This window comes from Ottowia caeni (genome assembly GCF_050821495.1).
Lineage (GTDB): Bacteria > Pseudomonadota > Gammaproteobacteria > Burkholderiales > Burkholderiaceae_C > Ottowia > Ottowia caeni.
The window spans coordinates 1899083-1924241 of record NZ_CP151080.1 but is presented as its reverse complement, the minus strand read 5'-3'; the positions used below and the strand labels follow the sequence as shown (position 1 = coordinate 1924241).

The 25159-nt window shown below is 57.7% G+C and carries 23 protein-coding genes and 2 pseudogenes; 14 read left to right on the top strand and 11 right to left on the bottom strand.

Going from position 1 to position 25159, the window contains the following annotated elements:
• Window positions 1–79 precede the first annotated feature (79 nt).
• Window positions 80–880 (top strand): protein phosphatase 2C domain-containing protein, encoded by an 801-nt coding sequence (locus AAAK34_RS09335; protein ID WP_231695184.1) that lies wholly within the window; start codon window positions 80–82, stop codon window positions 878–880.
• Window positions 881–938: 58 nt separating this feature from the next.
• Here AAAK34_RS09335 and AAAK34_RS09330 read toward each other — a convergent pair whose 3' ends face one another.
• The 7 genes and pseudogenes from AAAK34_RS09330 to AAAK34_RS09300 all read right to left on the bottom strand — a co-directional run bounded on the left by AAAK34_RS09330 (window position 939) and on the right by AAAK34_RS09300 (window position 9871).
• On the bottom strand, window positions 939–1424 hold the full coding sequence (locus tag AAAK34_RS09330; RefSeq protein WP_231694998.1) for a hypothetical protein: 486 nt from the start codon (window positions 1422–1424) through the stop codon (window positions 939–941).
• The gene (gene zapE, locus AAAK34_RS09325) at window positions 1421–2521 is read right to left on the bottom strand and encodes a cell division protein ZapE (protein ID WP_231694999.1); all 1101 of its coding nucleotides are present in this window, start codon (window positions 2519–2521) and stop codon (window positions 1421–1423) included. The genes AAAK34_RS09330 and zapE overlap by 4 nt, the downstream gene beginning before the upstream one ends.
• 97 nt (window positions 2522–2618) lie before the next feature.
• Window positions 2619–4045 (bottom strand): annotated as a pseudogene (lpdA, locus tag AAAK34_RS09320) (dihydrolipoyl dehydrogenase).
• A gap of 37 nt (window positions 4046–4082) precedes the next feature.
• A complete protein-coding gene (locus tag AAAK34_RS09315; protein ID WP_231695001.1) occupies window positions 4083–4394 on the bottom strand; it encodes a PspC domain-containing protein in 312 nt (103 codons plus the stop codon).
• Window positions 4395–4462: 68 nt separating this feature from the next.
• Window positions 4463–5737, bottom strand: coding sequence for a 2-oxoglutarate dehydrogenase complex dihydrolipoyllysine-residue succinyltransferase (gene odhB, locus AAAK34_RS09310; protein WP_231695002.1), 1275 nt, complete (start codon window positions 5735–5737; stop codon window positions 4463–4465).
• 91 nt (window positions 5738–5828) lie between these two features.
• Window positions 5829–8699 (bottom strand): 2-oxoglutarate dehydrogenase E1 component, encoded by a 2871-nt coding sequence (locus AAAK34_RS09305; protein ID WP_231695003.1) that lies wholly within the window; start codon window positions 8697–8699, stop codon window positions 5829–5831.
• Between the two features lie 299 nt (window positions 8700–8998).
• The gene (locus AAAK34_RS09300; RefSeq protein ID WP_231695004.1) at window positions 8999–9871 is read right to left on the bottom strand and encodes a LysR family transcriptional regulator; all 873 of its coding nucleotides are present in this window, start codon (window positions 9869–9871) and stop codon (window positions 8999–9001) included.
• A gap of 104 nt (window positions 9872–9975) precedes the next feature.
• Between AAAK34_RS09300 and AAAK34_RS09295 the strand changes: the two genes are divergently transcribed.
• A complete protein-coding gene (locus tag AAAK34_RS09295; protein WP_231695005.1) occupies window positions 9976–10323 on the top strand; it encodes a DMT family transporter in 348 nt (115 codons plus the stop codon).
• A gap of 21 nt (window positions 10324–10344) precedes the next feature.
• Window positions 10345–10674 carry a multidrug/spermidine efflux SMR transporter subunit MdtI gene (gene mdtI / locus AAAK34_RS09290; RefSeq protein ID WP_231695006.1) on the top strand — a complete coding sequence of 110 codons (330 nt, stop codon included), beginning with the start codon at window positions 10345–10347 and terminating at the stop codon, window positions 10672–10674.
• Between the two features lie 52 nt (window positions 10675–10726).
• Here the strand turns inward: mdtI and AAAK34_RS09285 are convergent, their stop codons facing one another.
• Both AAAK34_RS09285 and AAAK34_RS09280 read right to left on the bottom strand, forming a co-directional pair.
• On the bottom strand, window positions 10727–12625 hold the full coding sequence (locus AAAK34_RS09285) for a propionate--CoA ligase (RefSeq protein ID WP_231695007.1): 1899 nt from the start codon (window positions 12623–12625) through the stop codon (window positions 10727–10729).
• A 239-nt stretch (window positions 12626–12864) separates the two neighbouring features.
• Complete coding sequence (locus AAAK34_RS09280) at window positions 12865–13464, bottom strand: isochorismatase family protein (RefSeq protein WP_231695008.1); 600 nt, start codon at window positions 13462–13464, stop codon at window positions 12865–12867.
• Between the two features lie 265 nt (window positions 13465–13729).
• On the opposite strand from AAAK34_RS09280, the gene AAAK34_RS09275 reads away from it, so the two are divergent.
• A complete protein-coding gene (locus AAAK34_RS09275) occupies window positions 13730–14695 on the top strand; it encodes a tripartite tricarboxylate transporter substrate binding protein (protein ID WP_231695185.1) in 966 nt (321 codons plus the stop codon).
• A gap of 138 nt (window positions 14696–14833) precedes the next feature.
• On the opposite strand, the gene AAAK34_RS09270 is transcribed toward AAAK34_RS09275, so the two are convergent.
• Window positions 14834–15559: a GntR family transcriptional regulator gene (locus AAAK34_RS09270; RefSeq protein WP_231695009.1), complete on the bottom strand. Its 726-nt coding sequence runs from the start codon at window positions 15557–15559 to the stop codon at window positions 14834–14836.
• Window positions 15560–16065: 506 nt separating this feature from the next.
• On the opposite strand from AAAK34_RS09270, the gene AAAK34_RS09265 reads away from it, so the two are divergent.
• The 10 genes and pseudogenes from AAAK34_RS09265 to AAAK34_RS09220 all read left to right on the top strand — a co-directional run.
• Window positions 16066–16647 (top strand): VOC family protein, encoded by a 582-nt coding sequence (locus AAAK34_RS09265; RefSeq protein ID WP_231695010.1) that lies wholly within the window; start codon window positions 16066–16068, stop codon window positions 16645–16647.
• A 156-nt stretch (window positions 16648–16803) separates the two neighbouring features.
• A complete protein-coding gene (locus tag AAAK34_RS09260; protein ID WP_231695011.1) occupies window positions 16804–18012 on the top strand; it encodes an amino acid ABC transporter substrate-binding protein in 1209 nt (402 codons plus the stop codon).
• A 9-nt stretch (window positions 18013–18021) separates the two neighbouring features.
• Window positions 18022–18882: a branched-chain amino acid ABC transporter permease gene (locus tag AAAK34_RS09255; protein ID WP_231695012.1), complete on the top strand. Its 861-nt coding sequence runs from the start codon at window positions 18022–18024 to the stop codon at window positions 18880–18882.
• Between the two features lie 9 nt (window positions 18883–18891).
• Window positions 18892–19674 (top strand): branched-chain amino acid ABC transporter permease, encoded by a 783-nt coding sequence (locus AAAK34_RS09250; protein ID WP_431777959.1) that lies wholly within the window; start codon window positions 18892–18894, stop codon window positions 19672–19674.
• 5 nt (window positions 19675–19679) lie between these two features.
• Window positions 19680–20639 (top strand): ABC transporter ATP-binding protein, encoded by a 960-nt coding sequence (locus AAAK34_RS09245; protein ID WP_431777958.1) that lies wholly within the window; start codon window positions 19680–19682, stop codon window positions 20637–20639.
• Window positions 20632–21393, top strand: a complete 762-nt coding sequence (locus AAAK34_RS09240) for an ABC transporter ATP-binding protein (RefSeq protein ID WP_231695014.1) — start codon at window positions 20632–20634, stop codon at window positions 21391–21393. Before AAAK34_RS09245 ends, AAAK34_RS09240 begins: the two co-directional genes overlap by 8 nt.
• Before the next feature lie 17 nt (window positions 21394–21410).
• The gene (locus AAAK34_RS09235) at window positions 21411–21965 is read left to right on the top strand and encodes an NADPH-dependent FMN reductase (RefSeq protein WP_231695015.1); all 555 of its coding nucleotides are present in this window, start codon (window positions 21411–21413) and stop codon (window positions 21963–21965) included.
• A 4-nt stretch (window positions 21966–21969) separates the two neighbouring features.
• Complete coding sequence (locus AAAK34_RS09230; protein WP_231695016.1) at window positions 21970–22401, top strand: nuclear transport factor 2 family protein; 432 nt, start codon at window positions 21970–21972, stop codon at window positions 22399–22401.
• Window positions 22402–22447: 46 nt separating this feature from the next.
• A complete protein-coding gene (locus AAAK34_RS09225) occupies window positions 22448–23317 on the top strand; it encodes a fumarylacetoacetate hydrolase family protein (protein ID WP_231695017.1) in 870 nt (289 codons plus the stop codon).
• 147 nt (window positions 23318–23464) lie between these two features.
• A pseudogene (locus AAAK34_RS09220) lies at window positions 23465–23635 on the top strand (ATP-binding protein); the annotation flags it as partial.
• 132 nt (window positions 23636–23767) lie between these two features.
• Here AAAK34_RS09220 and AAAK34_RS09215 read toward each other — a convergent pair.
• Window positions 23768–24793 carry a hypothetical protein gene (locus AAAK34_RS09215; RefSeq protein WP_231695018.1) on the bottom strand — a complete coding sequence of 342 codons (1026 nt, stop codon included), beginning with the start codon at window positions 24791–24793 and terminating at the stop codon, window positions 23768–23770.
• Window positions 24794–25159: the final 366 nt, after the last annotated feature.

Genomic DNA, 25159 nt, shown 5'->3' with positions numbered 1-25159 from the left:
TCCCCACGCTGAGTCACTGCATCGCACTGAAGGTGTCTGCGGGTTCAAGCGCGGCTTCATACGCCCGCGCATGAAACCCATGGAACAGGGCTACCGAATCAGCGGCTCCGTGGGACTGCACAAGGGTGACCGCGAACACCAGCAAGATCAGGCCACCCTGCTTGTCCATCCTCGGATCGCCGGCTGCGTACTGGGTGTGGTAGCCGATGGCATGGGCGGACGAACAGGCGGGCGCAAAGCCTCAGATCAGGTTCTCCTGACTACTCGCCAATTGTTCGAGCGCTACGTTCCCGAAACCGACGATCCAGCCGCGCTGCTCCGGCAGATCGCCGAGGAAGCGCACATGGTGATCAGACTCACGGCCATTTCCTCGGAGCAGGAGCCGCATAGTACGTTGGCAGCGTTTCTCGTCCAACCAGGCGGCGAGTGCCATTGGCTGCACGCGGGGGATTCACGCTTGTATCATTTCCGGGGCAACGCCTTGCAACTCCGCACCCTGGATCACTCCTACGTGCAGTCACTGGTTGATCAAGGCAAGCTCACTCCTGAAGAAGCGGTGACCCATCCGAAATCAAACATCATCATGGGGTGCCTGGGAACGAAGGAGACTCCCAAACTCGAGACCCACCGCATCACGCAGTTGGAGATCGGAGACTCACTGCTCGCGTGTACGGACGGCCTGTGGCATTACTTTACGCCGGAGGAACTAGGCTCAGCGCTCCACTCCCTCTCCCCACGCAAGGCCAGCGAATATCTCGTAGCCAAGGCCCGCTCTCGCGCCATGGGGAGTGGAGACAACCTATCCATGGTGATCGTCAAGATCGAGCCCTTGGCAAAACCTTCGAAAAAGTCAGCGTCTCGCCCCTTCAGGAAACCTTGACGGCGGTTTCCAATACTCCGGAACTCCGGGGCTACCTTCCGCAAAGCGGTTCGCAGGCTCAGCGGCCCTGCTTCTTCTCGAGATCACGCAAGCGCTTGGCGGCACCGCGTTTGCGCTCCAGATCGTTCAAGGCCAAGTCTTCCTGGCGAAGTCGGTCGAGTTGCAGACGGCGCTCGTCACTTGCTTCACGTAAGCAATCATTGACCGCAAAGCGCCGCCAGCAGTTCTTCTCAGCGTCGGCAAAGCGCTGCGTAGCCTCGGTGCGCGCAACTTGTATTCGCGTACGCTCCGCTTTCAACCAGGCAGGCAAGTCGTCGCCGGCCGGCGCTTGCGCAACCAATGCACGCGCTGCCTCGGCATCGATCGCCCGCTGCGCCGCGATACGCTCCTCATGCTGAGAGCTGGAAGCGCATGCGTAAAGCATGGTGCATGCGAGGAGTCCGATAAGAAGGCGCATGGTTTTTGGAAGCATTAAATCCAGGAGGGACAGCGGTGCGCGCTCCAGAACCACCTGGAAGTTATCAACCGCCGTTTCTTGGCTCAAGTGAGGTTCGTGTCCACCGTACGGTGCTCCAGCGCCAGATATTCGGCAGACTGCATCTCGTTCAAACGGCTCACCGTGCGTGGAAACTCGTGTGCCAACGGCCCTTCAGTGTATAGCTCCTCCGGCGGAACCGCAGCCGACAAGATGAATTTGACGCGCCGGTCATAAAGTACGTCTACCAGCCAGGTGAAACGCCTAGCCTCCGAAGCGTTGCGCACGAACATCTGCGGCACATCCGAGAGCAGCACGGTATTGAACTGGCTGGCAATCTCCAGATAATCGTTCTGCGAACGAGGCCCGCCGCACAGGGTCTTGAAATCGAACCAGACCACGCCGCCGGCTCGCCTGCGCGACTTGATTTCGCGCGCCTCAATGTGCAACACCGGGTCTCCGTCGTGCACCGCCGCCAAACGACTGAACGCCTCATTCATGGCCTCGTCGGCCTCCGAGCCCAGCGGCGTGTGATACAGCTTGACCTGCTCAAGCGTGCGACGACGGTAATCTGTGCCGTTGTCGACGTTGATTACCTCCATGCGCGTGTTTAACAGCTCTATGGCCGGCAAAATGCGATCACGATGCAGCCCGTCAGGGTACAGACCAGTAGGCGTAAAGTTGCTCGTAGTGACAAAGCCAACGCCATTGTCAAAGAGCGCGACCAGCAGGCGGTGCAGGATCATGGCGTCGGTAATGTCCGCCACGTGAAACTCATCGAAGCAAATCAGCTTAAAGCGAGCTGCGATGCGTCGTCCGAGTTCGTCCAACGGATTGACGGTCCCCTGCAAGCCCGCCAGTTCGCGATGCACCTCACGCATGAACTCATGAAAATGTAGCCTTGTCTTGCGGCGAATTGGCACCGCATTGAAGAAGCAGTCCATCAGGAAGCTCTTGCCGCGGCCGACGCCACCGTACATGTACACGCCTCGTGGAATTTCGGGGCGGTTCAGTAGCTTCTTGAGCCGATTGGAACGCTTTGACTTATAGGCCGCCCACTCATCAGCGCAACGCTGCAGCGCATCAATGGCACGTAACTGGGCGGGATCGCTTTGAAACCCCCTGCTTTTCAATTCGGCCTCGTAGGCCCGCCGCACAGCATTCATCCGCAGCTACCCAATCGTACAAAAAACAGCTTCATGTGAAAGACAAACCTCCCCCGTCCCGCGGGGGAGGAGCCCCGCCCCCAGCTGGGGCATGAACTTAGAAGTTCAGGGTGCGCTTGTCCACCGCGAGCGCGGCTTCTTTAGTGGCTTCGCTCAAGGAAGGATGGGCGTGGCAAATGCGGGCAATATCCTCGCTGCTGGCACGGAAGGCCATGGCCAGGCAGGCCTCAGAGATCAGCTCGCTCGCCATCGGACCGACGATGTGCACGCCCAGGATTTCATCCGTGGCTGCATCGGCCAGCATTTTCACCATACCTGTGGTGTCACCCAGGGCGCGGGCGCGGCCGTTCGCCAGGAACGGAAAGCTACCGGCCCTGTATTTCACGCCTTCGGCCTTGAGCTGCTGCTCGGTCTTGCCTACCCAGGCAATCTCGGGGCTGGTATAGATCACCCAGGGAATCAGGTTGAAATCAACGTGACCGTGCTGGCCGGCCATGCGCTCGGCCACTGCAACGCCTTCTTCTTCGGCCTTGTGCGCCAGCATGGGGCCGCGCACCACATCACCCACCGCCCAAACGCCGGGCAGGCTGGTGCGGCATTCGCCGTCTACGATGATGGCGCCGCGTTCATCCAGTTTCAGGCCCACGGCTTCGACATTCAAGCCCGAGGTATTTGGCACGCGGCCAATTGAGACAATGAGCTTGTCCACTTCAAGCGTCTGTGCCTCGCCCTTGGCATTGGCGTAGGCCACGCGCACGCCTTTCTTGAGCGACTTGATCTCTCCGACTTTCACTCCCAGTTCGATCTTCAAGCCTTGCTTGTCAAAAGCCTTTTTGGCTTCCTTGGCGATTTGCTCGTCCACGGCACCCAGGAACGTCGGCAAGGCTTCCAGCACGGTGACCTCCGCACCAAGTCGACGCCACACGCTACCCATTTCGAGACCAATGACACCGGAGCCGATCAGTCCAAGCTTCTTGGGGACGCCGCCAATGCGCAAAGCGCCATCGTTGGAGAGAACGTTTTCCTCGTCAAAGGGCACTTCGGGCAGCGCGCGGGCGCTGGAGCCGGTAGCCACCACAACTTGCTTGGCAGTCAGTGTTTCATTCTGCGCACCAGACACTGCGATCTCGTACCCCCCTCGGTGGCCTTCACAAAGGAGCCGCGGCCGTGGAAGAAAGTAACCTTGTTCTTCTTGAACAGATACAGGATGCCGTCGTTGTTCTGTTTCACCACCGCATCTTTGCGGGCGATCATCTTGGCCGCATCCATTTTCAAACCACTCACGGCAATGCCGTGGTCGGCAAAGTGCTTCGCGGCGTGCTCAAAATGCTCTGAACTTTGCAGCAACGCCTTGGAGGGAATGCAGCCCACGTTGGTACACGTACCACCTGGAGCCGGTCCGCCCGCGGCGTTTTTCCACTCATCTACGCAGGCTACATTGAAGCCCAGCTGTGCGGCTCGAATAGCCGCGATATAGCCGCCAGGGCCGGCACCGATGACGATAACGTCGAAATTCTTGGACATGATGTTGGAGTTTTCTGTCAGGGGATTCAGCGTGCCGTCATTCCTCGGGCACGAAGATCCAAAAAAGCACATAGACCACGATGCCCATGCCACCCATCAGCAGGAGCACGGCAAAAATCAGGCGCCAGGCCCAGCTTTCCAGGCCCGTGGAACGAGCCAAACCACCGCACACCCCTGCCAGCCATCTGTCGGACCTGCTCCGCCGCAGTTGATTGAAGGCATCTACCAGCGGGGTACCCCGCATCGAAATGCCAAGCAATCTTTCCTTGGCTTGCTGGAACTCAGCCTCGTTCAACGCGCCATTGCGGCGCAGTTCATCGAGCTTGGCAAGGTCTTCAGTGAGTGACATGGCTGCATGGGTGCCTAAATGCACCAGTTAGCACTTAGAACGCGTTCACGTTCCAAGTGCGGTCAGGGTCAGATGTCGAACAGAAGGCGCGCAGGATCTTCCAGCGCCTCCTTCATCGCCACCAGACCGAGGACGGCTTCACGGCCGTCGATGATGCGGTGGTCATAGCTCATGGCTAGGTAGTTCATCGGGCGGATGACGATCTGACCATTTTCAACCATGGCCCGATCCTTGGTGGCATGCACACCCAAAATAGCTGCCTGAGGTGGGTTAATGATCGGCGTGGACATCATGGAGCCGAACACGCCGCCATTGCTGATGGAGAAGGTGCCACCTGTAAGATCATCAAGTCCGAGTTTGCCATCGCGCGCCTTGGCGCCAAACTCGGCAATCTTCTTCTCGATGTCGGCAAAGCTCATCTGGTCGGCGTTGCGCAAAATCGGCACCACCAGGCCACGCGGGCTTCCCACAGCAATACCGATGTCGAAATAGCCGTGATAGACGATGTCGTTGCCATCAACGCTGGCGTTCAAAATGGGGTACTTCTTGAGCGCATGAACGGCCGCCTTCACGAAAAAGCTCATGAAGCCGATCTTGACGCCGTGCTCTTTCTCGAATTTTTCCTGGAAACGCTTGCGCATCTCCATCACCGGGGCCATGTTGACCTCGTTGAAGGTGGTCAGAATGGCGTTGGTCGCCTGCGACTGCAGCAAACGCTCGGCCACGCGGGCGCGCAGACGTGTCATAGGCACGCGCTCTTCCGGACGATCTCCCAGGTTGGGCGCCATCGGTGTCGGCACTTGCTGCAGCGTCTTCGTGGGTACGCCGGTAGGAATCTGAGCGGGTTTCTGTGCAGAGGCACCTGCAGTGCCGGAGGCCAAGGCGCCCAGTACATCTCCCTTGGTGACGCGGCCGTCCTTGCCAGTGCCTGACACGGAGCCGGCTGCAAGCTGGTTGTCGGCCATCAGTTTGGCGGCTGCGGGCATGGCGACATCCGACTTACTGCCCCCAGCGGGCGCCGCACTGGCACTCACGGCCGAAGCCACCGTTGCGGGTGCTGCCGCCGCTGCCACGGCAGCAGGCGCGGCCGCTCCGGCAGTTGCCTCAGTGTCGATACGGGCAATCAGTTGATCTGCCACCACGGTTGCACCATCCACCTGAACGATTTCAATCAGCACGCCAGCTGACGGTGCAGGCACTTCGAGCACAACTTTGTCGGTTTCGACTTCGATCAGGATCTCATCTGCGGAAACAGCTTCGCCCGGCTTTTTCTTCCACTCCAGCAAAGTAGCCTCGGCCACGGACTCAGACAGTTGCGGGACCTTCACATCTACGATAGCCATTATTTCTTCCAATTCTTTCTGTTTAGTCTGTTCAGCAAGAGGAGCCGGAGAGCAAGCATTTTTTTGCGCTCGTCATCGGCCCTCGCCTTGATTACTTGCTCAGCACAAAGCCCTTGAGGCGGCCAAAGGCGGCATCGACCAGTGCCTTCTGCTGCTCCTGGTGCAGATGCGCATAGCCGACCGCCGGAGAGGCTGATGCGGCGCGGCCGGCGTAGCCGAGCTTCTGCCCGGAGACCATGTTCTCGTGGATGTAGTGCTGAACGAAGAACCAGGCACCCTGGTTTTGCGGCTCATCTTGGCACCAGACCACCTCGGTCGCGTTGGGGTACTTCTTCAGCTCGGCAGAGAATGCCTTGTGCGGGAACGGATAAAGCTGTTCGACACGAATAATGGCTACGTCGTCAGCGCCTTTTTCTTCACGCTTCTTGGCCAGGTCGTAGTAGACCTTACCTGAGCAGGCCACAACCCGTTTGACCTTGTCGGCCTTCAGATCACCCTTGTCGCCGATAACTGTCTGGAAGCTACCTTCGGTGAATTCCGAGATGGGAGAGGTGGCGTCCTTGTTACGCAGCAGACTCTTCGGCGTCATGATGATCAGCGGCTTACGCAGCGGACGGATCATTTGACGACGCAGCACGTGGAAAATCTGGCTGGCCGTTGTGGGCTGAACCACTTGCATGTTGGTGTCTGCCGATAGCTGCATGAAGCGCTCCAGACGTGCCGAAGAGTGCTCAGGCCCCTGCCCTTCGTAGCCATGAGGCAGCAACAGCGTGATGCCGTTGACCCGGCCCCATTTGACTTCGCCAGAAGCGATGAACTGATCGATCAGCACCTGCGCACCGTTGACGAAGTCACCAAACTGGGCTTCCCAGAGGACCAGCGTGTTGGGGTCGTTCGAGGCGTAACCATATTCGAAGCCCAGCACCGCCTCTTCAGACAGGATGGAATCGATGACAACGAACGGCGCCTGGTTTTCGGCAACATGCTCCAGCGGAATGTAAGTTCCTACATCCCACTTTTCGCGCTTCTGATCGTGGAGCACCGCATGACGGTGCGTGAAGGTGCCACGTCCGCAGTCTTCACCCGACAGGCGCACCGGATAACCGGAAGCCACGAGCGAAGCGTAGGCCATGTGCTCGCCCATGCCCCAATCGACATTGATTTCGCCACGGCCCATGGCAGCACGGTCTTCCAGCACTTTCCTGACCAGCGTATGGACCGTGAACCCTTCGGGCACAGTGGTGATGCGTTCGGCCAGGCGCTTCCACTCAACCAGCGGTATGGCCGTTTCGGCTGCGTCGGTCCATTTGGTGCTCAAATAGGGCGACCAGTCGACTGCGTACTTGTTCTTGAAGTTGGTGAGGACAGGGTCCGAGGTAAGTTTGCCCGCATCCATGTCGGCACGGTAGGCCTTGACCATGTCGTCGCCCAGCGTTTCGCCAAGGCCTTGCGCGGCAAGCTTGTCAGCGTACAGCTTGCGGGTGCCGGGGTGCTGCGTAATCCGCTTGTACATCAGCGGCTGGGTCAGCATGGGCGTATCCTGCTCGTTGTGGCCGAGCTTGCGGAAGCAGACGATGTCGACCACCACATCCTTGTTGAATTCCTGACGGTACTCAAGCGCCAGTTGGGTGGCCAGCACCACGGCTTCTGGATCATCTCCGTTAACGTGCAATACCGGCGCCTCAATCATCTTGACCACATCGGTACAGTACAGGGTGGAACGGCTGTCGCGCGGATCGCTGGTGGTAAAGCCGATCTGGTTGTTGATCACGATGTGCACCGTACCGCCGGTGTAGTAGCCGCGCGTTTCAGCCAGCGCGAGCGTTTCCATGACCACGCCCTGGCCAGCGAAGGCGGCGTCGCCGTGAACCAGCACGGGCAACACCTGGTCGCCTTCAGCGTCTCCGCGGCGGTCCATGCGTGCACGCACGCTGCCTTCGACGACAGGATTGACGATTTCCAGGTGCGACGGATTGAATGCGAGGGAGAGGTGTACCGGTCCGCCGGCTGTGGACACGTCGGAGCTGAAACCCTGGTGGTATTTCACGTCACCGCTGGGGAGATCCTCAGGCGCAGTGTGATCGAACTCAGCGAATAGCATCGAGGGCATCTTGCCCAGTGTGTTCACCAGCACGTTCAGCCGACCCCGGTGGGCCATGCCGATCACAATTTCCTGCACGCCAGCGGAGCCGGCGCGATTGATCAACTCGTCCATCGCCACGATGAAGCTCTCGCCACCTTCGAGCGAAAAACGCTTCTGGCCGACATACTTCGTGTGCAGAAAACGCTCCAGCCCCTCGGCTGCAGTCAGGCGTTCCAGCACGCGCTTCTTTTGCTCGGCGTTAAGCTGAGGATTGGTGCGCTTGCTCTCCAGCTTTTCCTGCCACCAGCGCTTTTGCGTCTGGTCGGTCATGTACATGTACTCTGCGCCGATGGTGCCGCAGTAGGTTTCGCGCAGAGCATTCAGCAAATCACGCAGGGACATGGTGTCCTTGCCGAAGAAGGTGTTGCTGGTATTGAACACCGTTTCCATGTCGGCATCGGAGAATCCGTAGAACGCGGGCTCCAATTCAGGAATCGCAGGACGTTCGGCGCGCTTCAGGGGATCAAGATCGGCCCAGCGAGCACCGACGTTGCGGTACGCGGCGATCAGCTGTTGAACTGCCGTGCGCTTGCGGCCCAGTTCGGAATCAGCGCCGCTGGCTTCCACCACGCGCGTGCCGCCCTGTTTGGCGCGCTCCGCAAAGGCGTTGACCACGGGCAGGTGCGGAACATCGCGGGCGTTGCTGCCATCAGCAGCGGGAACATGCTGGAGCGCGTCAAAATACTCGCGCCAGCTCTCAGGCACACTGCCCGGATGGGCAAGATAGCTTTCGTACATCTCCTCCACATATGGCGCATTTCCGCCAAATAGATAGGAGTTGCCCTCGAAAGTGGCGTAGACGGTTTTCGTCTCGTTCATGCTTCGCAGACCTTTCGTTCCCCTTCAGGGAACATGGGTTGGTTTAATTGACCTTCCGCGTCACGGCTGAACCGGTTGGCGGACGCGACTGGCTGGGAAGGGCCTGAAATTTCGCAATCCTCAATTGTGCCACTTCTGCGTCAAACCTGTGTGACAGCCAATACCCTGCGAAATAATGAGCCAAATAGATCTACTGCCTCGGTCACCCGCGTAAAAAGCCGGGCGCTGGCCGGGAACTGCCCAGGAGCTAGCCAGGACGAGGGCATTCAGGAGTGGTGAAACGTCACGCAATCAGCATCTCATTGCAGCGCTCTGAGAAGTTCGCCAAGGCGTCTTTCGACCCAGTGCGCGATGCCACTGAGCGGTCTCCCCTGCAACCAGAGCACGCGCGCGGACAGCAAAGGCAAGGCAAGCGATGAGCAATGCACTTGCCGCAAGGATCTTGAGTACCCGTCGGCAGCAATACTGACCGGCAAAATCGCCCATCCGAGATTGTCATCAATCATTTCGGCAATGGTGTAGAAGCTATCGGAACGCCACACCTTTGGGCTGTATACGACTTCCTCGACTCCTTCAGCCCGCATGACAAGCTGCCGGTATTGGGCCAAGTCGGTTCTCGTGACGTTCTGCAGGCCAGCCAGAGGGTGCCCTGCTGCCACGAACACGGCTTGCGGCAGCAGACCGATGTGCCGCTGGTCAAAGCAATCGCGCAATTCACCCCGATCCAGCTGAAAAGCGACATCCGCGCGGCCCAAGCTCACGTAATCTGACACCTCCGTTGCCGTGCCGTTGAGCAAGGTAAGTTCAAGATCGGCGAACCGCTCTGAAATTTCACGCGCCAACACTTTGATGGCGGTATACGGAAGCGCCTCATCCAGCGCCAGCGCCAACTTGGCCTCGCCCACCACGGCCAATGAGTGGGCGCGCTGATCCAGAGCATGCGCTTGCCGCAGCAACTCCTTGGCCTCAAGAAGCATCAATTGCCCTGCATCTGAGAGTGTGGCGCGGTGCTGCGTTCGATCGAAAAGTTCAAGCCCCAGGTCCGCCTCCAGAAGGCCAATGGCAGTGCTCACAGCCGACTGCGCCTTTCCCAAGTGTCTCGCAGCAGCACTGATGGAGCCGCGCTCGGCTGTGGCCACGAACTGGCGCAGCTGGTCAAGACTCCATCTCATGGACAAATCCATCAAAAAAACAGATGAACTTCAACTTTCCCAACCTGGGAATATGAATAGAATAAATTCAAATCTCGAAAGAAATTATTATAAATTTAAATACTATGCTGCCGCGACCATGGATTTTTCTCGCCGCCGCGATCACCGCCGAAGTGCTCGGCTTAAGCACCATGAAGATGGCATCAGAAACCAACTCTCTTGCATTTTTCGCGTTCATGTACGCCATGATTGGCCTGGCTTTCTACTTTTTTGCCACCTCTGTCAAAGATCTCCCAATTGCCTTGGCTTACGCCACTTGGGAAACCTGCGGCCTCATTCTCATCACAATCATCAGTGTCCGATTTTTTGGCGAAAACCTGAGCCCGCAGAAAATGGCTGGCATATTTATTCTCATCACCGGCGTCGCCATGATCAACTTCGGATCCAAAGAAAGTCCTGAGACATCAAAATAAAAATATCTTCGCGAGGAAGAAATGAACCACACCGAACCAATACATTATTTTTTTATGGCGCTAGCCATTTTTCTCGAGGTCGCCGCCAACATCCTGATTAAATATTCTGATGGATTCGAAAAGCGGAGCCTGGGCCTGCTAGGAATTGTCTCCATCCTCACCTCGTTTGCCGCGCTCTCTCAGGCCATCAAAGGAATCGATCTTTCCATCGCGTATGCGTTGTGGGGAGGCACTGGCATCTTGCTAACAGCCTGCGCTGGAAGGATGCTCTTCCAGCAACAACTCAATCGTGTAGGTTGGGCGGGGATCGCAACCATCTCACTCGGAATGCTGGTGCTCAAAACATCCTGACCCCCCGCACTCGGGCGGAGGAACAGGCCAACAACCCACACAAGCGGAAAGGCTAACTAACCACCATGTTCTTGATCTGCTGCAGTGCAGCCGGGTCTTCCATGGTGGTCAAATCGCCCGGATCGCGCCCCTCACAGACCGCCTGCACGGCGCGACGCAACATCTTCCCGCTACGGGTTTTGGGCAAGGCACTGACGAAACGTACCCGAGCCGGCCTGGCAACTGCGCCTAGAGATCTCTCGACCACCTTCATCACCTCACCCTCAAGCTTTAGCATGGCAGCCTCATCGTCAAGTTGGCTGGCATCTTTCAGCACGGCAAAAGCCATGGCAACCTGACCCTTGAGATTGTCAGCAACCCCCACTACGGCCACTTCGGCTACGTTCGGGTGACCAGAGATCGCCTCCTCGATTTCACGCGTACCAAGACGATGCCCTGCGACATTGATCACGTCGTCCGTGCGACCAAGTATGAAATAGTAACCTTCTTGGTCACGAATACCCCAGTCGAAGGTGCTGTACACCAGTTTGCCCGGTACAGAAGACCAGTAAGTGTTCACAAAGCGATCGTCATCGCACCACACCGTTTGCATGCACCCCGGCGGCAACGGCCCTTCGATGGCGAGCACGCCCTTCTGGTTCGGGCCAGTAAGCTCGGCACCTGTCTGATCGTCCAGCAGCTTTACGTTGTAACCGTATACGGCCTTGCCTGGTGAACCGAACTTGGTGGCCATAGGCTCTACACCATTGCAGACCGTCAGAATGGGCCAGCCCGTTTCGGTTTGCCAGTAATTGTCGATGATCGGTTTGCCCTTGAGGCCGTCGCTGATCCACTGCGCAGTTGGCTCGTCCAGCGGCTCGCCAGCCAAAAAGAGTGCTCGCAAGCTTGAAAGATCGTATTTGCTGAGATAGGCGGGGTCATGCTTTTTCAGAACGCGCACCGCCGTGGGGGCACTGAACATCACCGTGACCTTGTACTTTTCGACCAGATGCCACCATATTCCGCCATCCGGCCGGATGGGTAGGCCTTCGTACATGATGGTCGCCATGCCTGCAATCAGCGGGCCATAAACGATGTAGCTGTGCCCGACCACCCAGCCGATGTCGCTCGTAGAAAAATAGGTTTCGCCCGCGTTGCCCTGGAAAATATGCTTCATTGAAGCGGCCAGCGCGACCGCGTAGCCACCGGTATCGCGCTGGACACCTTTGGGTTTCCCCGTGGTGCCACTCGTGTAGAGCGTGTAGCTGGGGTGAGTGGCGTCAACCCATTCGCACGGCACCTCTGCGTTCAGATGCTTTTCCCGCTCGGTGGCCCACAAGTAATCTCTCCCTGCCTCCAGGCTCATAGGCACAAGACCGCGGTCTATCAGAAGCGCAGCGCTTGGCTTGTACTTGGATAGCTCAATGGCCTCGTCCAGCAGAGGTTTGTACGCGACGACCTTGCCACCCCGCGAACCAGCATCAGCGCTGATAACGACTTTAGGCTCCGCATCTTCGATGCGCGTGGCGAGTGAACCAGACGCAAAGCCACCGAACACCACGGAGTGCAATGCGCCAATGCGCACGCAGGCCAGCATGGCGAATGCGGCTTCAGCAATCATGGGCATATAGATCAAGACCCGGTCCCCCTTGCCAACACCCAGGCTTTTCAGTGTGGCCGCCATGCGCTGCACCTCGCCATGCAGTTCGCGGAAGGTGTAGACCTTTTCCTGATCAGTCTCCGTGGAAACGAAAATCAGCGCCGGCTGATCGGCACGATCTTTCAGGTGCCGGTCTACCGCATTGTGGCAAAGGTTGGTGGTTCCACCTGCGAACCATTTGGCAAATGGCGGGTTGCTGTAGTCGCAAATCGTTTGCGGCGGAGTCTGCCAATCGATCAAACGGGCCTGTTCTGCCCAGAATTCGTCGCGTTGGTCGATGGACCGCGTGTAGAAATCGGCGTAGCGTGTCATGAAGTTGTCTCCTCGGATCCCGATCTGCCCGTTTGAATGGGCGGAAGAATTCTGTTGCTTAAGAGCCTGTCGGACTTGGAAATCGCCGGCTGCAAATTAGCTCCAGGGGTCTCCGTACCATGCTGGCTCCGGCCCGACCCACATTTTGAATTCATAATTATGGCGGATCAACTTGCGTAAACCTGACTCGCGAAAAGCTGTGTGACTGGGCAACTCGTGTTCAATTTTTGCCCAGCGAACTACTTCACCATCGCTTGCATGGCCTTGAACTCAGGGTGCTCCGCCGTGCGAATCCATTCAAAGCACACCATCTCGGTCGTCACGAGTTCGCACCCCGCCCCCGCCAAACGATCGTAAGCAGCATCGCGATTGCGCTCCGTCCGAGAGCCGCAGGCGTCGGTGACCACCCATACGTCGCACTCAGCCTCCAGCAGCATGAGCGCCGTCTGCATCAGGCAAACGTGCGCCTCACACCCGGCCACGACTACGGTGCCGCGCTCCGGCAACTCTTCGACAGGTTTTTGCAGGTGCTTGGGCAAGCTGCGCGCGTTACCCCGCTGCACCTTGGGCGCCGGACGCAGCAGCGGCAACAACTCATCCGCGGCGCTGAAAGCCATTTTTGACACAATGCGGTCGCACAGAGGTGCCAGCGATTCATCCAGGCCACCAAGCTTGTCTGGATTTTGCTCGGTACCCCACACGGGCACCCGTAGCAGATTCGCCATGCGCGCCAGACGTTGAGCATTGGCCAGCACGAACTCGCGTCCGTCGATGGCCGGCATCAGACGTTCCTGGTAATCAATCAGCACGAGTTGGCAGTCGTCGGCATCAAGCAGCATTGCATAAACCTCAAAAAATGGTGAACTCTGATCACCTTGAGCAGTCTTTGCCCATGGGTGTCAGTCTGTTATGTATTGTGGGATGCTATCGTAGTAGATGTGGAAGCGATGGTGCGTGCAGTCTGGCACCTTGATTAAACCCAGTTCTATGAAAACGCTTCCAGGTTAAAACGCGGGTGCCTTCCCTTCACGGTGATAGCCCCCTTCACCTACGCACATTTTGTGCTGAGAATTGCCCTCGCAACTCACTCTCTACTACCACGCCATGCAAAGACGCTCACTTTTCCTTGCCAGCATTGCTCTCGCCGCAAGTGCCGCAGCCACCGCCCAAACCAGCAAGCCTATCCGTCTGATCGTGCCCTATGCGCCTGGCGGACCGCTGGATGTCACCGCGCGAGCCCTGGCCGAACAAGTCAAGGATTCGCTCGGCACGGTCATTATCGATAACAAGCCGGGCGCTGGCGGCAATATCGGGAGTGATCTGATCGCCAAGGCAGCGCCGGACGGCACCACCATTGGCATCGCGGCAGTCGCCACGCATGCCATCAACCCTTGGCTCTTCACCAAGATGCCTTTCGATGCTGCCAAGGACTTTGCCCCCATTACACAAATGGTGCGCGTGCCCAACGTTCTGGTCATGAACGCGGACACTGCCGCTCGCCTGAAGATCAACACGCTCAAAGATCTGATCGCCTACGCCAGGAAGAACCCGGGCAAGCTCAACTACGGCTCCGGTGGCAATGGGTCCGCAGGTCACTTGGCGGGCGAAATGTTCAAGCAAGGCGCCGGCATCTTCGCAGTACACATTCCCTATAACGGAGGCAACCCGGCTCAGCTAGCTCTGGTCTCGGGGCAGGTGGATTTCAATATCGACAACCTGGCCACTGCTTCAAGCAACATCAAGGCAGGGAAACTTAAGCCTTTGGCCGTTACCACCGCCAAGCGCTCGGCGATGCTGCCCGACGTTCCTGCCATCGCCGAGACCATTAAAGGTTTTGAGGTAGATACCTGGTGGGGCCTGGTGGCTCCGGCCGGCACCCCAAAGGAAGTCATCGACAAGCTCAACGCAGCCTTCACCACGGCACTTAAAACGCCGGCCACCCAGCAACGCTTTGCACAGCTCATGGCCGAACCCGTCCCCACCACGCCGGAGCAGTTCGGCTCCTTCATGGCAAAAGAGCGCGCCCGCTACGAGCCCGTCGTGAAAAGATCTGGCGCCAAGGTGGACTGAGGTTCCTCGCCGAAAGCGTCCAGCCGCCCACCAGTGGCAAGGTTAATAGGAGTTGTCGGCGACGCAGTGGATAGTTATTTTGCGGGGAGCTGCCTTACGAGGTTGCGTCCTCGCGCTGATTCGACACTGCATTCGACGCTAAGCCGCGCCTATGGGGCAGCGGATCTGGTTGCCCTGAAGGACACTGGTGTGCTCGCTGCTTCCTTCGGCCAGCAGTTCTATCGCCTTGTTGAGTAGGCTAATGGCAAGCGCTGCATCGCGGCTCAGGACTGCATCCATGATGGCTCGATGCTCTGCGATCGAGGCTTCCGGGTCAATCCACTGCGCAGATGCCCGCCGCGCCCAGTCGGCGCGGTCGAACAGAAGCTCATGAAAGTCGCGCATATATTTCGAGGGGCACGCCGCAATCAATGATGCATGGAATCTGCGATGAAGTAGCTCCCACTCTCTGCTTACCTGCCCTCCGGGCAAAAGCATCGGACAGCGCCAGAACCGATGGAACGCCAGAACAATGGCTTCCTCCCAGGCATCATCGCCGTGGGCGACTGACTCCCGGATCACGATTTCATTGACCCAGCAACGCGTGCGACTGAGTTCCATCTGATCTTCCGTGCCCAAAGCAAGCACACGAAAGCCACGCCTATCGACTTGCTGCACGAGGCTGATAGACATCAGCCGGTTCAGCGCTTCTCGAATCGGGCTGGAGCCCACCTGATAGCGCTCTTCCAACACACTGATCCGAAGTCTCTCTCCAGGCTGAAAGCGCCCTTCCAGAATGTCCTCGCGCAAACGCTCGAACACCGTGGAAGCGAGAGTGGCTCCCTGGGTGAGTTCTGAGGCGATCGTTTCAATCGGAAGTTCCATGCGAGTTGGCAGCAAAGTAATCTCAAAGTATCCGGTTCATCGATATTTTGCTCCTAAAGGCAGTCAACTTGAACCCTGCGATGCCTGTAGGAAAAAAATCGGTAAAACGAACTCAATGCACGTCGACTTGGCCCCCATAGGGCACGTCCTCGCCAGCGATCAAGGCGAAAAGCTAGCGAACCTCTGCCTGGAGCCTGTCCGGACTTGGAAATCGCCGGCTGCAAATGAGCCGCAGCAGTCCATTTTTTACAGTCTTCTTGACCCATAGCCTGCTGTGGGCCTGCGAATGCTGCAAAAACTGTCATCCCTGGGGCCCATTTTCGCTTTCGTCGCTCCAAGTCCGACAGGCTCCTCAGCTAGGGTTACTGCTGATGCCGAGCCGCCTCATCATAAACAAAATCGAGAAAACGCTTCCAATAACAAACTTCTCGATTTTTTTGCTCAAACAGCTCAACCGTCGATATTTTTGACATTGACCTGAATGCGCATTCAAAAAAACTCTGCCCATGGAACATATCGACCGCCCCACGAAGTTCGCACACATCGTCTATCGCACCTACCAGTACGACAAGATGATTGCGTGGTACCAAACGGTCTTCGGTGCGAAGATCCAGTTCGGCAATCCGGCGCTCACATTCCTCACCTACGACGATGAACATCATCGAGTCGCGCTGCTGAACCTGGATCTGCTGCTCCCGCAGGCGCGAGAGCTTGCGGGGCGCGCCAAGACCGGGGTGGACCATGTAGCCTACTGCTACAAATCACTGCCCATCCTGCTGTCCAACTATGAACGCCTGCGAGACCTGGGCATTAAGCCGTACTGGTGCATTCATCATGGCATCACGATTTCGATGTACTACGCGGACCCGGATGGCAACCAGATGGAGTTTCAGGTCGACTGTTTTGAGTCGAATGAGGATGCCAATGACTTCATGTCAGGACCGGGCTACGGAGTTAACCCGATTGGCGTGGAGTACGACCCTGAAGAGTACCTGGCTCGCCTGCGCGCCGGCGAGCCAGAAAAGGCCCTTCTCACACGCAACGTCCACCTGCCAGTGTCCGACATTCGGGGCTCTTTCGCAGCCTGAGAGCATGTTCAAAGTCTCCTCGCGAATCCGTTGCCCCCGCAAAAAACGCGTCTGCCGCGTTGAGACGTTGAACAAGTTCATGAGCAATTTTTCGATGGAATGCTCCGCACGGGCACCGGAGCCTGCGCCTCAAGACCCGACTCCAGGAGATAGACCATGACCCTTGATCGACGCGCGTTCGTTGCTGCAGCCGGCACAATTGGCGCCTCAACCCTATTCGGCCCATACGCCTTAGCTCAGCCTACTGGCGCCCCCGTCAAGGTGGGCGGCACACTCGCCTTGACCGGTCCGCTGGCATCGCCGAGCCTGATCCACAAGATCACTGGCGAACTCTACGTGGAGGCACTCAATAAACGTGGCGGCTTGCTCGGGCGCCCAGTGGAATGGATACTCAAAGACGATCAGTCAAAGCCTGATGTAGCCCGCACGCTCTATGAGCAGTTGGTCACTTCGGACAAAGTCGACCTACTGATCGGCCCCTATGGCACCGGCAACATTCTGTCTGCAATGGGCGTCGCACAGCGCTACGGCAAGACGCTGGTGCACCATACTTTCGGCATTCCGAATCTGGCCAAGTACGACCAACAGTTCCACGGATGGGCGCTGGGGCCGGAGCCTGAGAAGGCTATTCCCGCAGCCTTGTTTGATGCGCTGGCCGCATCGCCCCGGCCGCCGAAGACTATCGCCGTCGTCACAAGCAAATTCCCTTCGGTGCATTTTATTTCTCAGGGTGCAAGAGAGGTAGCCAAGCAACGGGGAATTACTGAGGTTCTCTTCCTGGAATGGGACTTCGGAAACCGCGACTTCGGGCCCATTGCGGCGCGCATCAAGGATGCCAACCCGGACCTGCTTTTCTGCGGGGCTTTGGGGCTGGAAGGCAACATGCTGCTAGACGCGCTTAAGAAAATCGACTTCAAACCGCGTCACCACTTCTATCAACTCCCTGCCCCCGGCCCCATGGTCAAGGCTCCGGAGGCAGATGGCGCGCTGTCTATCACCATTTTCGAGGAGCACCCGCCATTTACGGACAACCCGGTGGCAACAGAGTTTGTGCGCGCCTATCGTGAACGCGCCACGCGCGCCAACCTTCCTGATCCATCTGTGGAAACTCAGGCCGCTGCATCTTTCTCTGCCTGGCAGATCCTTGAGGCTGGGGTCAAAGGTGCCAATAGCCTGGACGACAAAGTCATTGCCGCATGGCTACGCAAGAATCAGGTCGACACCATCCAGGGGCGCATGAGATTCAACGAGAAGGGCAACTTCGGCGCCGACTACAACCGTATCAAGCAGGTGCAGAACGGAAAGTGGGTAACCATCTGGCCGCAAGCGTACGCAGCGCCAGGGGCCAAGTTGCAGGTAAGGTAAGAAGATTTTATGACCTTGCCCAGTCTGAATCTGCTGCTGCAATCCATACTTTCAGGCATATTCCTGGGCGCGCTCTACGGCCTCATCGGATTAGGCTTGGGACTGACCTGGGGCCTATTGCGCCAGATCAACCTGACGCACTTCGGTTGGGTCTTCCTCTCGGCGTACTTGTGCTACCAAATGGCTGAGACGTGGCACCTCGATCCCTTGCTCAGCCTCCTCATTCTGCCGCCCATATTCTTCTTGATCGGTGTGGCGATGCAGTGGGCGATGGAACGGTTTCAAATCGAGGCATTCCGCTCGCTGCTCGTCACTTTCGGCTTGACTGCTGTGGTCGAAAGCCTGATCCAGGGCATCTGGACAGCGGACTTCCGGCGCCTGGAGACTCGCTATAGCGACATCAAGCTTACTCTGGGATCACTTTATCTCCCGGCGCCCGAGCTCGTGACGTTGCTGCTGTCAGTCGTCATCACGATGTCGATCTGGGCTGCCATGAAATACACGGACCTCGGTCGGGCGCTGCGCGCGATGGCAGAAGACGGCCCTATCGCCGCTGCATACGGAATGAATCAGAAAGGCATGGCGCTTTTGCTCGCCGGCACTTGCGCCGCATTGGCAGCCGTGGCCGGGATCTGCTTGGCTTTGAGCTTCACTCTGGCGCCTTCTCAGATCTTTGCATGGGTGGGCGTAGTGTTCGCCGCAGTGATGCTGGGAGGACTCGGCAGCGCGCTGGGTCCATTGATTGCGGGCGTGGTGATTGGCGTTAGCGAGGCGATCACCATGGCCGTGGCATCGCCCTCCTGGGCGCCCATCGTTTCCTTCACCCTGCTGATCGCGATGCTGCTGCTGCGTCCCGGGAAGCTGCGCTAAACCAAGAACATGAACAAGACCGTAGTCGCAATACTGGCGACAGGAGGGGTACTTGCCAGCGTCCCATGGCTGGGGCTGCCAGCATTTGTCGAATCGCTCCTTTACCTCATGTGCCACTGGATCATCCTGGCACTGTCGTGGAACATCCTCTCAGGCTATACGGGATACTTTTCGTTTGGCCACGGCGCGTTCTTCGGAGCAGGCATGTACACCACAGCGGTTCTCACGGGAAAGCTGAATTGGCCTTTTATTGCCACATTACCGCTCGCTGCCGCCGTGCCTGCCCTGCTCGGGCTGGCAATTGGCTTCGTCGTGTTTCGCGTTCACTCAGTACGCGGCGAAATGTTTGCATTACTCACGCTGGCCGTCACCTTTGTACTTGCAACGGTGATCTTGAACACACCTATTGATGGCGGGCCAGGCTTGTACCTCAACGCTGTTGAGGTGCCTGCCCTTGGGCCCACGCAATCATCCGCCCTGTATCTCATGGCACTCATCGGCGCCGTGCTCGCGATGCTCATTTCGTGGCGCGTCCAATACAGCAAGCTGGGTACTGGTCTGTTCGCGATTCATGACGATGAAGACGTGGCCGAAGTGATGGGTGTGCCGACCTTTCGCTACAAGATGGTGGCCATTGCCATTTCCAGCGCCATGGCCGGCTTAGCTGGCGGCATTCACGCGCTCTTCGTGTCATACGTAACGGTTGGCGAGACGTTCAATCTTGCCCTTCCCCTCACTGTGGTGCTCATGAGCGTACTCGGGGAACTCGGCACTGGGCGGGCCCTGCCGTAGGTGCCGTGTTCATTACCCTTTTGCTGTACTACTTCACCGCAGGCACCAGTCCTCTCGTGGGCAAAGCGGCAGTCGGCGTGATTCTGATCGCAGTTATCCTGTTCATGCCTCAGGGCGTCATGGCGTACGTGCAGAAACGTTGGACTCGAACGCCCGAAGCGCTCCCAGTGCCCCCCACAAAGCCATCTGTTGAACTCGGAACCATTACAAAAGCCGGACAAACTGAGACTCCATCAGGTGCGCCCTTACTGGTGGTGAGCGACCTTTCCAAGGCTTTCAAAGGCGTTCAGGCACTTGACGGGGTCAGCCTGGAGGTTCGCCAAGGCGAGATTCTGGGTCTGCTCGGTCCGAACGGTTCGGGGAAATCCACTTTCATCAATGTTGTTAGCGGACATTTCGCAGCCAGTGGCGGCCTGATCAGCTTCGACGGTCGCGAACTGTGCCATCTGGCAGCGCACGAAATCGCGCAAAGCGGCATCGCGCGCACTTACCAGATTCCGCGCCCGTTTCCACACCTTACGGTGCTGCAAAACGTCTCACTGGCCGCTGAGTTTGGTGTAAGTCAGCAAGACGAACGGGCCGCCAAGGCTGAAGCTTGGCGCTGCCTGGAGTTCACGGGCCTCGCCAGCAAAGCACATGCGCTGCCTGACGATCTCAACCTGCACCAGCGGAAGTTCCTTGAACTGGCCCGTGCGCTTGCGTCTCGCCCGCGGTTGGTTCTGCTCGATGAGGTGCTCTCGGGTCTCACGCCGTCGGAAATCGAAGAAGCGATTGCGCTGGTCAGACGCATCCGGGATAGAGGTGCCACGATAGTCTTTGTCGAGCACGTGATGCGCGCGGTCATGGCACTGGCCGATCGGGTGGCCGTGCTGAACCACGGGCGTCTCTTAGCTATCGGCCCCGCCCAAGAAGTGATGCGCGACCCTGCCGTCGTTCAGGCCTATCTGGGAGGCAACCATGCTTGAGGCACGCGGCGTCTCAGTCAGCTATGGCGCAGCGCCCGCACTGTGGGACATTGATCTGGAAGTTTCGACAGGCGAGTTGGTATGTGTGGTGGGCCCCAACGGCGCGGGAAAGACCACGCTGATCAATGCGATTGCTGGCCTGCATCGCGTGCGCAGTGGTTCCATCCGCTACCAAGGCGAGGACATCACGCATCTGCCGCCTCATCGCTTCTGCGACAAGGGAATAGCTTTGGTTCCCGAGGGTCGACGACTCTTCACGCAAATGAGTGTGCTCGACAACCTGGAACTGGGAAGCTACATTGGTCGCGCCAAGAAGCTGCGGCGCCAATCTCTGGAACACGTACTCACGCTGTTTCCCGCGCTCAACGCCAAATTGCACCACCTGGCAGGATCCCTATCAGGTGGACAGCAGCAAATGGTGGCGATTGGGCGCGGCCTGATGGCCCGACCCGGGCTTTTACTGTTGGATGAGCCCTCTCTGGGTCTTTCGCCGTTGGTGGTGCACACCATGTTCGAAGCGATTCGACAGATCAATCAAGAAGGCACATCGATCCTGCTGGTCGAGCAAAATGTATCCATGGCAATGGCATTGGCGGAACGCGCCTACGTGGTGGAGGAAGGGCGCATCGTCACCCATGGCGCTGCGAGTGAGCTGCTGCGCAGCCCTGCCATCCGCCGAGCCTATCTGGGGTTGGATGATGAACCTGGAACTTCCCCTGCAGCTCCCATCGTCACCCCCGCATCCGAGATCTAATTTTTACAGGAGTACACATGAACACATGCAAAATCGGACTACTGGTAGGTAGCCTGCGCCGCGAATCAATCAACAAGCGTTTGGCCGCCGCTCTGGTCAAGCTCGCGCCGCCTTCTCTATCGTTTCATCCAATCTCCATTGGCGAGCTGCCGATCTACAACGGAGACCTCGAATCCAACCGTCCTGACGTCGTAAACCGTTTCACCGACGCTTGCTCCGGAATGAACGGCATGCTGATCGTCACCCCAGAGTTCAACCGCTCTCTGCCGGCAGTCCTGAAGAACGCCATCGACTGGGGTTCCAAGCCGATGGACAAGAACGTGTGGCGCGACAAAGCAATTGCGGTGGCGGGCACAACGCCTGGCTCGATCGGCACCGCTGCGGCTCAATTGCACCTGCGCCAAGTACTTGGCGCACTGAACGCCAACGTTGTCGGCGGCGAGTGCTATGTCACCTTCAAGCCGAACCTCATTGAGGAAGACGGCACGGTGACCGAGGAATCGACCCGCCAATTCCTGCAGGCCTATATCAACCGCTTCGCCGCGTTCGCAACCAAGCTGACACAGCAGTAACGCAATGACCAAGCCCCGACTCTCGACGCAGGCCGACATCCAAGCAGCCTGCGGCCAGCTTATTGTTGACTTCGCCAATGGGCTGGATCACAAGGACTATGCGAAGGTGCTTGGTGTATTTGCAGACGACGCCACACTTGACCGCGCAGGCCAAGTCATACGAGGGATCGAAGAAATTCGCAGCTTCCTCGGGAAACGACCGGTGAATCAGGTCACACGCCACCTATGCACCAACATCAGCATTCGCGCGCGCAGTGATGACCAAGCTGACGGCACCTGTTATGTGCATTTCTTCCAATCTCCAAACGAGGAAGGCCACCCGTTGCCTGTGAAGGCAGCTGTCACCGCCATCGTCGAATACATTGTCGGCTTTTTCCAGCGAGACGGGGTTTGGCAGATCAAAGAATTGAAAATTCAGCCCGTGTTCGATGCATGAACTGCGTGCAGCTGGCGGTTTTTTTCTTTAACAGGAGATCCTTTTCATGAAACTCGTAACCTTCACCTGCAGAGGGCACACAACTATCGGCAGGGTCGTTGGCGATGCTGTGATTGACCTTCCGGCCAGTGACCCGCTCCTGCCTGCCACGATGCTTGAGCTGCTCAGATCCGGACCTGCGATGCTAAAGCGCGCTCAAGCCGTGTCAGGTGGAGCGTCTTACCCATTGACTGACGTAGAGCTGCAGGCCCCCATCCCAAACCCTTCAAAGTACCTCGCGATCGGACTGAACTATCGTAAGCACGTCGAAGAAGCTGTTCGTTTAGGCATGAAGGCGCCCGAAACACAGTTGTGGTTCAACAAACAGGTTTCTTGCGTTCACCCTCCATTCGCGCCAATACACCTGCCGCGAGTCTCAGACAAACTTGACTATGAAGCCGAACTTGGCGTGGTGATCGGCCAACGCTGCCGTCACGTGAGCGTTGAACAAGCGCGCTCATTGATCGCGGGCTATGTCGTCTGCAATGATGTGTCCGTTCGCGACTGGCAGAGCCGCTCACAGACCATGACGTTGGGTAAGTCGTTCAATACGCACGGCCCGATCGGCCCGTGGATTGTGACTGACGACGAGGTTCCCGATCCGCACGCGCTAAGGCTTCGCGCGTTCGTCAATGAAGAGGTACGGCAGGACAGCAACACCTCAGACATGCTCTTCAACATCTACGAGCAAATTGCCCATTTATCCACGGTAATGACGCTCGAGCCCGGAGATGTCCTGGCAACCGGAACTCCTTCAGGTGTCGGCGTGGGCATGGTGCCACAGGTCTTCCTGAAGGCAGGCGATGTGGTGCGAATTGAAATCGACGGCATCGGCCACATCCAGAGCACGGTCGTTCCCGAGCCGCTCGGCATCTGAACACTGACCAGAACAATTGAGCACCCAGGTGCCCGGCCGACGGGCTCCCTGCGATCTCGGCGCTCCCCCGTCATCAAGGCGTGTGTTTTCGATCTTCTCAGACCGAAATCGTGTATGCGAAGCACAAACACGCGCAGCGCTTTTGGCGTCATGACCTCCAACCGGGTGGTGCAGGACTGGGGCAAGTACCTGGGTGACGCCACCATGGCCACCACCATCCTCGATCGGCTTATGCACCGCTGCGCGATGCTGGAGTTCGAGGGCAAGAGCTACCGGCTCATAGAAGCCACCGCACGCATCGCCATCAACCAAGAATAGTCATAATCCAACCGTCCTGCCATGGGGGAATTTGACTGGCCATAGTGGGGGAATTTGAAGTGGCCATCGGGGGGACTTTCGTACCTGACGTTATTCGGCGATCTGGTACCGTTAGCCGGGTACAAAGAGGTTTCAATAGCGCAACTCAACGCTGGCGCCAATGACCCACGCGTCCCTCCGGCTGACCCTCTCACTGTCCTTCGGCCAGAAATACCCGACATTGGCGCTCCCTATCAACCAGTCCTTGTAGATGGGCTGCTGCCAGTTCACCCGCACACCGTAGTTGGAGACTTTCACCGCACGGGTTTCTCCTTGGACAATCGCCTCACCCGAAAGCAGGCGATCCCTCGGCAACGCCTTGAACAAACCCAGACTGGAATACCATTCGAAACCATTGCTGCGCAGCGTTGCTGTGCCCGTGTTGGCCCAACGCAAACTGAGCGATGGATCAAGAATACGCACGTAATCCACCACGGTGGTGGCTCCCAGGCTCTCACTGACAGACCAGAACAGAGTTTGCCGAAAGTACAACATTTCCCGTTCAGAAAGCGCCCATTGATTGGCATATCGCCCCTGAACATAGGGCTTCAAGCCACCGCGCACCCCTATGCGGAAATCCACCGAATCACGAAAATCATAGCCAAGCCCTGCAAAGAAGGATTGGTCATCCCGGCGGCTTTCCGTGAGCAGAAGCTGTTCCTTACGGAAGGCTTCAGGCTGGTCGATCACTTCTTCACGTTCATTGTCTTTTCCCACAAACGCATAGGCACGGCTCTTCAGGTTTGGGAAGTTTGCCCGCAGTCGAAAACGCACATTGCCTGTCGTTCTCTGCCCCTCTTCCCACAGACCATTGAGTCTGACGTAGCCGGTGACCTCTCCCCCATTCGCCCTATAGTCCTTGTCGCCGAACCAGCTGTCTACGGATTCCGCCAGCCAAAAGGCTGCGCGGTGCGTGATGTTTCTGGTCATCTCCAGCCACTGAATGTCGCGTGCGCTGCGTTCCGTATCGCTGCCGGCGTTCGCCTGAGCCTTGAAAGGCTGTGTGTTTTCCGCCGCCACTGACGGCACCACGCCAACCAGCAATGACAGACAGCCCAGAACTGCCATTGCCGCTGACCGTGCCCTCCATACGCCATTGTTGGTTTTGACTTTATTCATATGCAGCTCAGCCCTCGTGGTTTCCAAATGCGTTTCTATCCGGCCATGCTCTGCGTTTAAATACAGCGTGGAACTGATTTCTGCCTTGATCTTAAGGGCGCTGCCCTTGGCTGCGACTTGTCATGAGGTGTAGCAACGCTTGGTGATACTGGGCATCCAATTCTCCTCGCCCCTGCGGCTCGTGTGGAGTTCATGGGCGAAAAATTAGCACCAAGTCATAAATAAGGATGAGCCAACCATGTGCAACATGGCTGATCAGGGTACGTTCGAAAAATAAAAAACCCTCTTAAATCGTTGACTTAAGAGGGTTTTGAATTTGGTGGGTGATGCAGAGTTTGAACCTGCGACCCCTGCCGTGTGAAGGCA

Bases quoted from the DNA above. Each gene is read 5' to 3' on its own strand.
- AAAK34_RS09335 (WP_231695184.1), top strand. From the start codon at position 80: ATGGAACAGGGCTACCGAATCAGCGGCTCCGTGGGACTGCACAAGGGT.
- zapE (WP_231694999.1), bottom strand. From the start codon at position 2,521: ATGAATGCTGTGCGGCGGGCCTACGAGGCCGAATTGAAAAGCAGGGGG.
- AAAK34_RS09315 (WP_231695001.1), bottom strand. From the start codon at position 4,394: ATGTCACTCACTGAAGACCTTGCCAAGCTCGATGAACTGCGCCGCAAT.
- odhB (WP_231695002.1), bottom strand. From the start codon at position 5,737: ATGGCTATCGTAGATGTGAAGGTCCCGCAACTGTCTGAGTCCGTGGCC.
- AAAK34_RS09305 (WP_231695003.1), bottom strand. From the start codon at position 8,699: ATGAACGAGACGAAAACCGTCTACGCCACTTTCGAGGGCAACTCCTAT.
- AAAK34_RS09300 (WP_231695004.1), bottom strand. From the start codon at position 9,871: ATGAGATGGAGTCTTGACCAGCTGCGCCAGTTCGTGGCCACAGCCGAG.
- AAAK34_RS09295 (WP_231695005.1), top strand. From the start codon at position 9,976: ATGCTGCCGCGACCATGGATTTTTCTCGCCGCCGCGATCACCGCCGAA.
- mdtI (WP_231695006.1), top strand. From the start codon at position 10,345: ATGAACCACACCGAACCAATACATTATTTTTTTATGGCGCTAGCCATT.
- AAAK34_RS09285 (WP_231695007.1), bottom strand. From the start codon at position 12,625: ATGACACGCTACGCCGATTTCTACACGCGGTCCATCGACCAACGCGAC.
- AAAK34_RS09280 (WP_231695008.1), bottom strand. From the start codon at position 13,464: ATGCTGCTTGATGCCGACGACTGCCAACTCGTGCTGATTGATTACCAG.
- AAAK34_RS09275 (WP_231695185.1), top strand. From the start codon at position 13,730: ATGCAAAGACGCTCACTTTTCCTTGCCAGCATTGCTCTCGCCGCAAGT.
- AAAK34_RS09270 (WP_231695009.1), bottom strand. From the start codon at position 15,559: ATGGAACTTCCGATTGAAACGATCGCCTCAGAACTCACCCAGGGAGCC.
- AAAK34_RS09265 (WP_231695010.1), top strand. From the start codon at position 16,066: ATGGAACATATCGACCGCCCCACGAAGTTCGCACACATCGTCTATCGC.
- AAAK34_RS09260 (WP_231695011.1), top strand. From the start codon at position 16,804: ATGACCCTTGATCGACGCGCGTTCGTTGCTGCAGCCGGCACAATTGGC.
- AAAK34_RS09255 (WP_231695012.1), top strand. From the start codon at position 18,022: ATGACCTTGCCCAGTCTGAATCTGCTGCTGCAATCCATACTTTCAGGC.
- AAAK34_RS09250 (WP_431777959.1), top strand. From the start codon at position 18,892: ATGAACAAGACCGTAGTCGCAATACTGGCGACAGGAGGGGTACTTGCC.
- AAAK34_RS09240 (WP_231695014.1), top strand. From the start codon at position 20,632: ATGCTTGAGGCACGCGGCGTCTCAGTCAGCTATGGCGCAGCGCCCGCA.
- AAAK34_RS09235 (WP_231695015.1), top strand. From the start codon at position 21,411: ATGAACACATGCAAAATCGGACTACTGGTAGGTAGCCTGCGCCGCGAA.
- AAAK34_RS09230 (WP_231695016.1), top strand. From the start codon at position 21,970: ATGACCAAGCCCCGACTCTCGACGCAGGCCGACATCCAAGCAGCCTGC.
- AAAK34_RS09225 (WP_231695017.1), top strand. From the start codon at position 22,448: ATGAAACTCGTAACCTTCACCTGCAGAGGGCACACAACTATCGGCAGG.
- AAAK34_RS09215 (WP_231695018.1), bottom strand. From the start codon at position 24,793: ATGAATAAAGTCAAAACCAACAATGGCGTATGGAGGGCACGGTCAGCG.